At 35.0% G+C, this 12,674-nt stretch carries 13 protein-coding genes; 5 read left to right on the top strand and 8 right to left on the bottom strand.

What is annotated here, in order from left to right; all coding sequences use genetic code 11:
- The first annotated feature begins 61 nt into the window (after positions 1-61).
- On the top strand, positions 62-2,185 hold the full coding sequence (locus ACN0U3_RS03165) for a M3 family metallopeptidase (protein WP_417265117.1): 2,124 nt from the start codon (positions 62-64) through the stop codon (positions 2,183-2,185).
- A gap of 172 nt (positions 2,186-2,357) precedes the next feature.
- On the opposite strand, the gene ACN0U3_RS03160 is transcribed toward ACN0U3_RS03165, so the two are convergent.
- From ACN0U3_RS03160 to ACN0U3_RS03150, 3 genes are read right to left on the bottom strand one after another with little or no spacing between them, the layout of a single operon-like run.
- The gene (locus tag ACN0U3_RS03160) at positions 2,358-2,879 is read right to left on the bottom strand and encodes a hypothetical protein (protein WP_417265116.1); all 522 of its coding nucleotides are present in this window, start codon (positions 2,877-2,879) and stop codon (positions 2,358-2,360) included.
- 27 nt (positions 2,880-2,906) lie between these two features.
- Positions 2,907-3,596, bottom strand: coding sequence for a hypothetical protein (locus ACN0U3_RS03155; protein ID WP_417265115.1), 690 nt, complete (start codon positions 3,594-3,596; stop codon positions 2,907-2,909).
- Positions 3,597-3,615: 19 nt separating this feature from the next.
- Positions 3,616-4,089 (bottom strand): hypothetical protein, encoded by a 474-nt coding sequence (locus ACN0U3_RS03150; RefSeq protein WP_417265114.1) that lies wholly within the window; start codon positions 4,087-4,089, stop codon positions 3,616-3,618.
- A 150-nt stretch (positions 4,090-4,239) separates the two neighbouring features.
- On the opposite strand from ACN0U3_RS03150, the gene ACN0U3_RS03145 reads away from it, so the two are divergent.
- On the top strand, positions 4,240-4,635 hold the full coding sequence (locus ACN0U3_RS03145; protein WP_417265113.1) for a hypothetical protein: 396 nt from the start codon (positions 4,240-4,242) through the stop codon (positions 4,633-4,635).
- A gap of 26 nt (positions 4,636-4,661) precedes the next feature.
- On the opposite strand, the gene ACN0U3_RS03140 is transcribed toward ACN0U3_RS03145, so the two are convergent.
- From ACN0U3_RS03140 to ACN0U3_RS03120, 5 genes are all read right to left on the bottom strand, one after another.
- The gene (locus ACN0U3_RS03140) at positions 4,662-5,306 is read right to left on the bottom strand and encodes an LA_2272 family surface repeat-containing protein (protein ID WP_417265112.1); all 645 of its coding nucleotides are present in this window, start codon (positions 5,304-5,306) and stop codon (positions 4,662-4,664) included.
- 126 nt (positions 5,307-5,432) lie between these two features.
- Positions 5,433-6,086, bottom strand: a complete 654-nt coding sequence (locus tag ACN0U3_RS03135; RefSeq protein WP_417265111.1) for a hypothetical protein — start codon at positions 6,084-6,086, stop codon at positions 5,433-5,435.
- 210 nt (positions 6,087-6,296) lie between these two features.
- Positions 6,297-6,911 (bottom strand): hypothetical protein, encoded by a 615-nt coding sequence (locus ACN0U3_RS03130; RefSeq protein WP_417265110.1) that lies wholly within the window; start codon positions 6,909-6,911, stop codon positions 6,297-6,299.
- A 199-nt stretch (positions 6,912-7,110) separates the two neighbouring features.
- Positions 7,111-7,236, bottom strand: a complete 126-nt coding sequence (locus ACN0U3_RS03125; protein ID WP_417265231.1) for an FAD-dependent oxidoreductase — start codon at positions 7,234-7,236, stop codon at positions 7,111-7,113.
- A 60-nt stretch (positions 7,237-7,296) separates the two neighbouring features.
- Entirely contained in the window at positions 7,297-7,635 is a 339-nt protein-coding gene (locus ACN0U3_RS03120) for a hypothetical protein (protein WP_299203478.1), read from the bottom strand.
- Positions 7,636-7,835: 200 nt separating this feature from the next.
- Here ACN0U3_RS03120 and ade point away from each other — a divergent pair, with 200 nt between their 5' ends.
- The 3 genes from ade to ACN0U3_RS03105 all read left to right on the top strand — a co-directional run.
- Positions 7,836-9,461: an adenine deaminase gene (ade, locus tag ACN0U3_RS03115; protein ID WP_417265109.1), complete on the top strand. Its 1,626-nt coding sequence runs from the start codon at positions 7,836-7,838 to the stop codon at positions 9,459-9,461.
- Between the two features lie 273 nt (positions 9,462-9,734).
- Positions 9,735-10,163: a hypothetical protein gene (locus tag ACN0U3_RS03110; protein ID WP_417265108.1), complete on the top strand. Its 429-nt coding sequence runs from the start codon at positions 9,735-9,737 to the stop codon at positions 10,161-10,163.
- Positions 10,164-10,201: 38 nt separating this feature from the next.
- Positions 10,202-12,674, top strand: a 2,473-nt coding sequence (locus ACN0U3_RS03105) for a PKD domain-containing protein (RefSeq protein ID WP_417265107.1), incomplete at its 3' end; no start/stop codon positions are given.

Genomic DNA, 12,674 nt, shown 5'->3' with positions numbered 1-12,674 from the left:
CTTTGAGTGTTGCTTTTTACTATCTTTAGGGAAAATATAAAAAAAGTAAAGCTGTATTGAGATGAAAAAAACAAGTTTAATCCTGTTTGCTTTGGCTGTCGGACTTTCGAGTTGTGGCGATCAAGCGAATGAAAAGAGAACATCAGAAAACATGAATGAAGAATTTTCAGATAATCCATTGGTAATGGTGAGTGAATTGCCTTACCTGGCACCGGATTTTACCCAGATTAAAAATGAACATTTTGAGCCTGCCATTATGGAAGGAATTCGTGTGAAAAGAGCGCATATTGAGAAAATCATCGATCAAGAAGAAGAACCGACGTTCGAAAATACCTTGGTTGCTTTGGAAAAAAGTGGTGAACAATTGAGTCGTGCAGCAAATGTGTTTTATGCTTTAACGGGTGCACACACCAATGATACTTTGCAGGCATTAAATCAAAAGTTAGCGCCATTATTTTCGGAGTTGAACGATGAAATTTATCTGAATTCAGCATTGTTTGAGCGCATTAAAAAGCTGCATGACCAAAAAGCGACTTTGTCACTAGACGCAGAATCAGAAAAACTACTCGAAGAATACTACAAAGACTTTGTTGTTGCAGGAGCAAATTTAAGCACTGAGGAGAAGGAAAAGTTGAAAGAAATTAATTCAAACTTAGCTTCCTTGACAGCAGAATTTGGAAAAACACTTTTGGCAGCAACCAATGAGGGGGCGTTAATCATCACAGATAAAAAAGAATTAGAAGGATTGAGTGAATCTACTTTGGCCTCACTAAAAACTGAAGATGGCGCTTATAGGATTCCTATCTTGAACACCACACAACAACCTTTGTTGAGTTCATTGTCAAACAGAGCTACACGTCAAAAAGTTTTTGAAAATGCTTGGAACAGAACAAGTGGTGAAAAAAACAATACGGAAGACCTAGTGATGAAATTGGCGACTTTACGTCTTGAAAAAGCACAATTGTTAGGTTTTGAAACTTATGCCGATTGGAGCCTTCAAAAAACGATGATTAAAAATAAGGACAATGTCCGTAATTTCTTTGATGGCTTAATTCCAGCAGCAATTGAAAAAGCGCAAGAAGAATCTAAGATGATTGAAGAAATGATGCACGCAGATGGAATCAAAGGTGATTTGGAACCTTGGGATTGGAATTATTATGCAGAAAAAGTGCGTAAGGCAAAGTATGACTTAGATGAAAATGAGATCAAGCCTTATTTTGAAATGATGTCTGTTTTGGAAAACGGAGTGTTTTATGCAGCAGAAAAACTATATGGAATAACATTTAAGAAGAGAGATGATATTCCGGTATACCATGAAGATGTTTTGGTGTATGAAGTTTTTGAAGAGGACGGTTCTGAACTAGGATTGTTTTATGCAGATTTTTATTCTAGAGAAAGTAAAAGAGGAGGCGCATGGATGAGTAATTTCGTTGATCAATCACACCTTTTTGGAACAAAGCCTGTGATTTACAATGTGTGTAATTATCCAAAGCCAGCAGACGGTGAGCCTACTTTATTGAGTTTTGATAATGCCATTACAATGTTCCATGAATTTGGTCATGCTTTACATGGTTTCTTTGCCAATCAAAAGTATCCTAGTTTATCCGGAACATCGGTTGCAAGAGATTTTGTTGAATTCCCGTCGCAGTTAAATGAGAGTTGGGCGACAGAACCTGAGGTTTTAAATAATTATGCATTGCATTATCAAACTAGAAAAGTAATTCCAACTGAGCTTTTAAATAAGATCCAAGCCGCAGGAACTTTTAATCAAGGTTATGGTTTGACAGAAAATTTAGCTTCATCAAATATTGATTTTGCATGGCATACCATTTCTTCGCAAGGTGAAATTACTGATGTGAAAACATTCGAAAAAACGATGTTGAACAAATATGGTTTAGATAAGGTTCATGCGGTTAAACCAAGATACAGTTCTAGCTATTTTGCTCATGTATTTAGTGGTGGATATGCTGCTGGATATTATTCTTACCTATGGACAGAAATGTTACATCATGATGCCTACCAATGGTTTAAAGAGAATGGAGGAATGACCAGAGAGAATGGTCAACGCTATAGAGATATGGTTCTTTCAGTTGGAAACACTTTAGACTATGATGCAATGTACAAGGATTGGAGCGGAAGAGCACCAGAAATTGCACCGATGATTAAAGCCAGAGGGTTGAATTAGTATAAAAAGGAAAACTGTGAGCGAAGAGCAGATGCTTTAATTGTTAAAGGACTGTTGTTTGGAGAAATTAAATAGCTTACTAGTTGCTTATAAATTCAATAAGTGAGGGTTTGTCCTTCACTTATTGAATCTATTTGATATCCAACAGAGGTTTCAACCACTTTATACTTATTTAATCCTCTAAGAAAATCGGGTCTGGTTGTTTTGGAATTTTAATTGAAGTTTTGAAGTTGGGGAGAATTAAGGCCCCTTTTTCAGATTGTAATTTGTCTGCTTCAATAAATGTCCAGTTTTTACCTTTGTCACTTGAAAATCCAAATAAATAACTCTTCGACAATATCCTTTTTCCTTGAATTCTAAAAATCATAACTTTTGGAACTAAGGTGTGGTATTCTTTTTTGTGCTTTCCAAGCAGGATGGAATCTCCGATTTCTACCTTTTCAATAATTAAGCCTTGCTCTTCAATTGCTTTCATTTCGGACTTTATTATTTCCATTAAAACATCTTTTCCTCCTGCGAGCTCAATGAGCCTAGGGTGGGTATATTTGATTAGGGTGTCATACTCTTTTTCAAAGACTGAAGTTACTATTTTTTCCGCTTGGAGTTTTATTGTTTTCTTTATTTCGTCCTGTGATAGAGTAGTGAAACTCAATAAAAAGAGTATGGAAATAAGGAAGTAGCTTATTTTATTCATGTTTTGTTTTATTGGTAAAATGAGTATTTATTCAAATTTAAATAATTTTATATATAGATTTAGTCTCATATGCATTGTCCAGTGATTTCGGTTGCCTGAAGTACTTTCGACAAGAACAAAGTTATCATAATCAAAACGCTGCTCATATTGAATTTGTGTTTCTCGATAAACGGTTCCTATATTTAGGTCTAAACCTATTCTGTCTTTTTTGCCAAACGAGTAGTGTAAACCAAGTGCAAAGCCATAGTCAAAAAAAGTAGAACCTTGATTTAATATTGCGGATCCATCATTGTCTGAATAATAGGTTTCGGGATCGTCTGACCAAATTTTTCTTTGACCGATTTTAACGAAAGGGTTAATGTATAGATCTATACTTTTCTGTTGCATTAGTTTTCTGAATGGGTAAAATCGGTAGTCGATCAGGAAGTATCGTCTGCGAGAATAAGCACTTGGCCCTGAACCAGAATCTATCCCGTCTATGTAAATGTCATTTTCTTGCCGCCATCTAAAAAACACATAATCAACTCCAATCGAATGGCGTTCAGCAAATCTATATTCTGTACCTAGATTCCAATTTAAGAAATATAAATCTTCGATAATTACAAATGCAGATGCTTTACCACGCAATAAAATAGATTTATTGCTGTCGTGATTTTCTTGAGCAGTGTTCAAAAAGGAATACAAAAGTGAAATTAATAATAGACTTCTTTTTAGCATTGTTGTATAAAATTATCACTTATTCCTTTAAGGAATTGTGTTTTGCAATGTATTGATCTAGAATTTTTTTAATCTTCAAAATTCTATCTGACATTAATACAATTTCTTTTTCCTCACCATTAACTCCAAAAAACTTAATGTGTAGTTTTGAGTGTATATTATTCTTTTTTAATTCAGTACTCACTATATCTGTGAGTGGGATAATATGAAGTAAATCATGCTTTTTTGCTATAAATGCCATAAACAAATAGGTTTTAAGTATAAGTTCTTTTTCGGTAATTACAATATGCAATAGCTTGCTTGCCCCACCATGACGAGTTCTAAGGGACTTTGTGGAGTAGCCCGAAGCAAATTTCTCTGAAAATAAAATGTGTTTTGTTTCAAGACTTTTGAATTTTCTCATTGCTTTTTCTCCAACGATAAAGAAAAATGCAAGCATTGAAACTGCTAGAACTAGCCAGATGTAGAAAAAATTATCTTTAATAACGTCCATTTATTTTTGCTTTTTTTGATCTAGCTAGTCACTAAACTATAGCACTGTTCAAACAAGTTACTCATCTGATATTTATTAAGTTGTTTTTAGCAGACTTCAAAAGTAAGCTTTTTTGATGAGTTTTTATATCTTGCAAGAAAAACCAACACTATGACAAGAAGCCCTATTACATTAATTTTGTTTTGCGTGATGAGTAGCTTAATATCATGTTCTTTTCCAGACGAAAAAATTACAGAAAATACTAAAAATGATGCTTGCCGACAAGATGTATTGGGAGCACTTTCTGCTTTTTCTTCCGATTTAGGTTTGCCAATTCAGATTTCACCAAAGGATGCAACGGTAATTTTTGACCAAGGGGAAGTTTCGAAGTCCTATGGACGTGATGGGTATAAATACACTGTTACTTTTGGCCTAGAAACGAAAGAAGATGGATGCAACCTAGTCTTTTATAAAAAAGAAAAAGTAGGGCCCGGGCATGAGTCCACTACGAAAAGTGATTTTGGTTCCGTACTCCTCACAGCTTGTGGATGCGAAAACCGTGATTAGAACCTGTTTCTTTTGAGGAATAATTATTAATCACGACTGAAATTCCAATTAATTATTGGAAGTGATCTTTTTTCATTTTTATTCCAAAATCCCAATTGAACTCCTTTTAACTTTAATGACTTATTGATCATGCCAATTTGTAGTCCATTCGTTTCTGCTGTTTGATTTACTAAACCTATTGATATGCCATTCATTTTATCGTAAAAATTCCAGAGAAGATTAATGGAAACTCCGTTTATTTTTTTGCCCATACTCATCCATAATGAAAAAGAGAGGCCATTTACTTGGTCGGTAAACGTCCCAAAAGGAGAAACAATTAGTCCATTGTGGATGGCCCGCAAGGGGATAGTATCCTGAGTGAAAAGATTGGTGGAATCTGAATTTGCTTGTGGATCGTTGAACTTCGCTTTATTGATTAAAAAGACTTGAAATATTCCTTGACCAATTAGCTGTAGGTTAATTCCATGAGAGTGTTTGGTATAGGGTCTATTGCAAATTGATTCTGAGCCAACAAAACCAGTAGCAATTCCGTAAATATTTCTTGATGCTGACGGAATAAGCCAAATACCATATCGATCTTTTTCTTTCTTGTCAATTTCGGATAAATTATTTTGTGAAAAAGAAACACTGTTGAAGAATAAAAGCAATAATATAATTAGTGTTCGAAACATATTTGAGCTTTTTGCTAAATCAATCGAGTAAATCGGATTTTAAGTGCTAATAAAGTTAAATATAAGAAAATGATTTGTTTTGAATAGCATGATTGATTCAATACTCTCCATCAACATTAGGCATATTCAAAACTTCCATCCTAAAGAAAAGTAGGTTATTAATGCGGATTGATTCAGTTTTAAAACAGAAATGCTGTTTTTCTTATTAGTAAAATTAACTGAACGCCATCCTTTTTTGGAAACATCCAATTGATATTCGGTTCTTAAACCAATTGTTATTTTACCTAAATAAAACTTTGGACTTAAAGATATAACGGGTGCAAAAAATGGATTCTTTTGCGACTTATAAGATTCTGATTTTATTCTAAGACGACCTGTGTTAAAGCCTATTCCAACAATAGTACTTGAAAATTTTGACTTTGGAGTTAAGTTAAGCCCATAAAAGCTACATCCAAAATTAAAACCATTAATAATTCCTCCAGTCGTATCATTTACATTTACCTTTTGAGGAATGACTTGAGCATAAGAAAAGTGAATACCGTATGTGTGTTTATCCCCATTAGAATATATACCCGACAATGAAATGCCTATGGTTTGTATAGGGTTGAAAATTTTAGAATGATCGAAGTTATTTAGTTGGCCATTAAAGTCTTGCTTATAGAAGTACGTTCCATAATGAATATTAGCGATTAGAAGATCACCTATTGAATGTTCTACTGAGTCGGAAGCTTCTTGCCCATAGCAATTTGAAATAGAATTCAAATTAAGTAGAGTTATCATCAGTAGAAGTTTATACATCGATTATTATGTTGTGAATGTGAACATTTTTCAAATAAATAAGGAGAGAGAACTAAATAAGTACGTTTCAATCTTTAACCTGACAGCTCTACAGTTTATTAATTATTTTAACCAAGATACAAATATTTGGTTTTACATGAATGTAAAAACAGGAGGTTTTAGAGGTTGATGGTAAGAAGGGGGAATAATTATTCATAATTCAAATTCAAAAAATTCGTTCATTTCCTGTTTTCCATAGACGTCTCTATAGATGACCTCAATTCTCATTATCCCTTTATTTTTTTGTTGTATATAGTTTTTAACCTCTTCTGTTAATTTCGATGTAAAGCCTTTTAAAACAGTGTCGTTAATTTTTATTGTCCAACTTAAAATAAAGTACTCTGATATTATTGGCAAGTCTTTGGGCTTTTCTAAATATAGATTTTCGGGTATGTTCTTTACCTTATATTGACTATCGTGGTGATCAATTTTTAATGTTGGAGCAGGTGGTTTTGTCACTTTAATTTCTAATCTTTCGAGAATGGTGTTCTTTCTAGGATCTTTCAATTTCAATACAACTTTATTCACGCTTCCTGGTGTTAGAACAAATTCTGTTGGATCGTTCTCTGATTTTTGATAAATAGTATCACATCCTTCACATTCCAAAATAAATTTTCTAATCTTTTTTTTCGTAAATCCAACTTTCAAAACACTGCTATAAGCTTCATAAAGCACTGCTGAATTTGGAAAAACAATAACAACATTGCCATTTTGTGCAGTCAAGTTGAAGATACAGAAAATAAAAAATATTTGAATAAGTCTAATCATTATTAGTTACCTTCCAAATAAATTAAAGCTTACAAAAATACACACCATTGCATTCATACTCTAAATATACTAAAAACACATATACTTTACTAGGTCGAATAAACTAGACTCAAAAAAAAGTGTTTCCCATCCCAATTACAATCGGTTGTATGTTATTTGTTGTGTAGGATGTATAAGTGTTTTTTTCGGGAGGAGTCAATCAATTTTGTTTAGCTTCCATTTTTAAACTTTCAGAAACCTCCATAGCTGCTCTTTCACCGGATCTTAAAGCACCCTCCATATAACCATTCCAAACAGTTGCCGTTTCCGAACCTGCCCAATGAATGTGTTGAATTTGGAGAAAAGGAAATGATTATATTTCAATTATTGGAGTGTTATTTTTAGTTCAATCACAATTCCTACACAATGTATAATATGTAAAACCTTTTTTAGATTTCAAACAGGAGTCTTTATTAATCAAGGTCCATTTGGATCTTATTTTAGATCTTGAATTGCTTTTTAGGTGGATTTCTTTGCCTTTATACTCCCATTTTCCTGATATACTTATGTTCTTATTGTTTGTGTTGTCAATATAAGTGAAGGTCATATCGGGATTGATAATAATCGCATAACTGGCTTTATGTCCGTATGTTCCGATGAACTTCTCATGTTCATAATCTTCCAAGTCAAATGCAAATAAGCTTGAAATAAGTAATAGACCAAGAGTGATTTGTAGTGTTTTCATAGTATCAGTTTTTAGTTAGGGCTTTCATTAATTGTTTGAGCCTCAAAAAATAAAACTAATTATTAGTAAATCCAAGAAATGACATTTCATATAATTTTAGAAGAAATTATAAATATGTGTTTAAAAGCAGAAAGTATTTAATCTGTCAAATTTATAGACTAAAGCTTTTGATTTTTTATTTTTACCTAAAACAATATTAAATGCAAGAGTTTAAAGGGAACATAGTCGATATACAGAATAAACAAATCATTAAAGGGATATTGAAAGTTGAAAAAGGAAAAATCCATTCAATCACACCGCACAATGATGTCCCGAATCAATATATACTCCCTGGGTTTATAGATGCGCATGTTCACGTTGAAAGTTCAATGTTAATTCCCTCTGAATTTGCCCGATTAGCGGTAAAACAAGGTACGGTTGCTACGATATCTGATCCGCATGAAATTGGAAATGTTTTGGGACGAAGTGGAGTGGAGTACATGGTGAAAAATGGAAATCAAACTCCCTTTAAATTCTTTTTTGGTGCGCCTTCTTGTGTTCCTGCTACAACTTTTGAAACTGCTGGTGCTGAAATAGACCTAGAAGATCTTCGTGAATTGTTCAAATTGCCACGCGTGAATTACTTGGCTGAAATGATGAACTACCCTGGTGTGCTTTTTCGAGATGAATCAGTGATGGCGAAAATTGAATTGGCCAAGAGCCTGAATAAAAAAGTAGATGGACATGCTCCAGGGTTAAGGGGGGAAGATGCAAAGAAGTATATCGAAGCGGGAATTGAAACTGATCATGAATGTTTTACTAAAGAAGAAGCGCTTGATAAGTTAAAATACGGAATGAAGATTCTCATACGTGAAGGAAGTGCCGCGAAGAATTTTGATGCATTGTGGACTTTAATTGATGAGTTTCCAAATGAAATAATGTTGTGCTCTGACGATAAACATCCTAATGATTTTGTAGTTGGACACATTAATAAATTGGTAGCAAGGGCAATTGCAAAAGGCTGTAACTTGTTCAATGTTTTGAATGCAGCATGTATTACACCAATTGAACATTATAGAATGGATGTGGGCCAACTGCGTATCGGAGATCAAGCTGACTTCTGTATCGTTGAGGATTTAATAGATTTTAATGTTTGCCAAACCATTATCGATGGAAATATCGTTTTTGAAAATGATGAGGTGAAATTCGCAAGAGTAGATGCAGAGGTACCCAATAACTTTAGTTGTTCGCCTGTTGAATTGTCGCAATTAAAGGTCCCTTCCACTAGTGAGAGTGTACGTGTAATTGTAGTTGAGGATGGTCAACTGGTAACTAAAGAAATTCAACACACGCTTAGGTCAAAAGATGGGGAATTATTGGCAGACCTTGAGCACGATGTGCTGAAAGTGGTTGTTGTTAATCGTTATTTTGATGCGGAACCAGCAGTGGCATTTATCAAAAACTTCGGATTGAAGGAAGGAGCCATTGCTTCTTGTGTGGCTCATGACAGTCACAACATTATTGCGGTAGGAACCAATGATGCAGACATTCAAAAAGCAATCAATTTAATTATTAGAGAGAAGGGAGGAATCTCCTTAGCCAATGGAAATGAGGAAGAGGTCTTGGGGCTACCTGTTGCAGGAATAATGACAACAGATGATGGGGAAAAGGTTGCTGAGCGCTATGCTTTTCTAGACAAACGTTCCAAAGAGTTAGGGTCGAAATTGACCTCTCCTTACATGACCTTGTCGTTTTGTGCCTTGTTGGTTATTCCTCAGCTAAAATTGAGTGACAAAGGACTTTTCGATGGAGGAGCATTTGAGTTTGTTTCACTTTATCATGAATAAATGTTTAGTTGTTTCTGATTCTTTAAGAATTACTGTAATTCAAATTTTAACCTTATTTTTTTCGGAACTCTCGTTTTATATTTTTTTTAAAAAAAAGTCAGAAAAAACACCAAATAAAATGAGGGGTTAACCCTCTTGATTATCAGTTTTTTGAGATTGTTTTTAACATGTTGTTAATAAAAATGTAATGTTTTTTTATCGATAAAAACTTAATTCTAAGCAACTTTAAAAGTTGAATAGCGTTAAAAGCTTGTTAAACACAAAACTACATTTATGAAACAGATAACAACGTGTGCATTGTTACTATTTACTTTTTTTATTTCTATACAATTAAACGCCCAATCACCATCTGCTGATCAACTTGTTAAAGAATTTTTAGGAGATCAAAAATACCAATCAAGTATATCGGATAACCCAGGATTGATTGAGTACCTAAAAATTAAATCAACAGAAGGGTACAAAATTGATACGGTTGCTATTGTGAAATTCAATCAATTACCAGTTTTACCACAAATCTTATACATGAAAAATGAAATTACTCCAAGTGAGTTTGCAGCAGCAGCTAAAGCTGATGGTTTCAATTTTTTACTGTATTCTTTTCCCGGGATTGAGAAAGGTGTTTTTCGTTTAGATGCGAGCGATAACACGATCATTGTTATTCAATCCAACGAATACATTAATAAACAAGTGAGAAACAGGTAAGCCATCTTTTACAAAACTACTAAAGCTAAAACTTTTATATGAAACATGCTAAATTAGCAATGACATTGCTGTTCCTATTTTTAGGAATGAATATCCTACAAGCGCAAAATTACAATATGACCAATGGGGGTTCTATTTCAACATGTAGTGGTACCTTTTATGACTCCGGAGGAAATGGAGGGAGTTATAGTGGTAGTGAAAATTTGACCTATACCATCTGTCCAGATAATGGAGGGAAGTTAACAGCAGATTTTACGTTTTTCGATAGTGAGAACAGCTGGGATATGTTGACGATTTATGACGGAAATAGTACCGCTGCTCCTACATTAGGATCTTATACAGGAACCGCAGGTCCAGGCTTTGTTGCTGCAACGACAAGTAATACTTCTGGGTGTTTGACTTTTGTTTTTACATCTGATGGGTCTGTGAATAATGCCGGTTGGAGTGCTAACATCGCTTGTACTCAACCTTGTCAGGATATTATTGCGAACGCAATTTTTTCTCCTGCTCCTGATGGAGATGGAATTATTAGAATCTGTCAAGGGACTGCAGTAACCATGAATGGAACTGGAGTTTATCCAGATAATAATACCTCCTACGCACAATCTGATGCGACTTCTACCTTTACATGGAGCACGCAAGATGGCCCAGCTATTGTGGGACAAAGTGTTACACATACTTATACAACTGAGGGTGCATATATTGTACAGCTTGAAATTGAAGATGTCCAAGGTTGTTCTAACGCTAATGATATAGATCAAGAAATCCGAGTTTCTACAACACCTAATTTCTCTGGCACCATTGGAAGTCCAGACCCTATATGTTTGGGGGAACAAGCAAGTTTTAACGGTGTGGTTACTCCTGTAACTTATGAAAAAACATGTGATCAACCTAATTTTCCACCTATATCTCTACCAGATGGCTCTGGAGTTTCTTATGAAACGAGTGTTAATATCGATTGCTATGGAGCAACTCAAACTGTTACCAACATTAGTGATATTGTATCTATCTGTCTTGATATTGAACATTCTTATTTGGGAGATTTAGATATCGTTATTGAATGTCCAAACGGGCAGACTGTTTCTTTAAAAGATTATCCTGGAGGGTCTAACACATTTCTTGGAGAACCTGTTGATGATGATGGGCAACCTACGGTTCAAGGGGTAGGATACAATTACTGTTTTGATCCAACAGCTACAAATGGAACACTAGTCGCTAACGGAACTGGTGGTGTAAGTTTGCCAGCTGGTTCATATGAGTCTGCAAACTCTATGGGAGGATTGATAGGTTGCGATTTAAATGGAGACTGGACCTTAATTATTACAGACCATATGGGAAGTGATAACGGATTCATTTTTGACTGGAGCCTGAACTTCGATCCAGCTATTCTGCCACCCGCAATTACATTTACACCGACAATTGTTACTGAAGGATGGCAAGCTGACCCCACAATAGTTGGTGGTACAAATCCTATTACTGTTGAACCTACTTCAACAGGTAATGCATGTTATACTTTTGAAGTAACAGATAATTTCGGATGTGACTATGATACAACGGTATGTATTACTGTAGATCCTTCTCCAGTGATCGACCCTGTTGCTGATGTAACTCAATGTAGCCCTTATACACTGCCTGCAATTACAGGTGTTAATTTGACAGGGAATGAAGCGTATTATACAGGAATGAATGGTACAGGTACGCAATACAATCCTGGTGATGTGATTTCTGCAACAACTACTTTATATATTTATGATAGAGCTACTGTAGCTCCGTTTTGTGAAAATGAAACATCATTTACAATTACTATTATTAATGCAGTGCTAACCATGAATTGTCCACCTGCTTTAACTGCAGTGTGTGATATTTCTGAACAACCTGCTTATGCAAACTTTGCGGCTTTCCAAGCGGCAGGTGGCTCAGCTTCTACAACTGGAGGGGCTTCAGTGCTTCCCGCTACTTTTACTTTGCTTAGCGAGGTTTCTGATGGAAATACATGTCCTGAGGTGATTACGCGTACTTATCAAATTGAAGATGATTGTGGAAATACAGAAACGTGTACGCAAACCATCACCATTAATGATATTATTCCACCTACAGGAACGGCTCCAGCTGATTTAACAGTTCAATGTATTGGTGATGTGCCTGCCGCAAATGTGGCACTAATTACAGATGAAGCTGATAACTGTACTGTTACACCAACTGTAACTCACGTAAGTGATGTCTCAGACGGGAATACTTGTCCTGAGGTAATCACAAGAACGTATAGAATTACGGATGATTGCGGTAATAGCACTGACGTGGTTCAAACGATTACTATTGATGATAATACGAATCCAACCGGAACAGCACCAGCTGACCTAACAGTTCAGTGTATAGGAGATGTTCCAGCAGCAGATGTTACCTTAATTACAGATGAAGCTGATAACTGTACAGCAAATCCAATTGTGACTCACGTAAGTGATGTTTCAGATGGAAATACTTGTCCTGAGGTAATCACAAGAACCTACAACA

This window comes from Brumimicrobium sp., assembly GCF_048268645.1.
GTDB lineage: Bacteria > Bacteroidota > Bacteroidia > Flavobacteriales_D > Crocinitomicaceae > Brumimicrobium > Brumimicrobium ulvae.
This window is presented reverse-complemented; position numbering and strand designations above follow the sequence as displayed.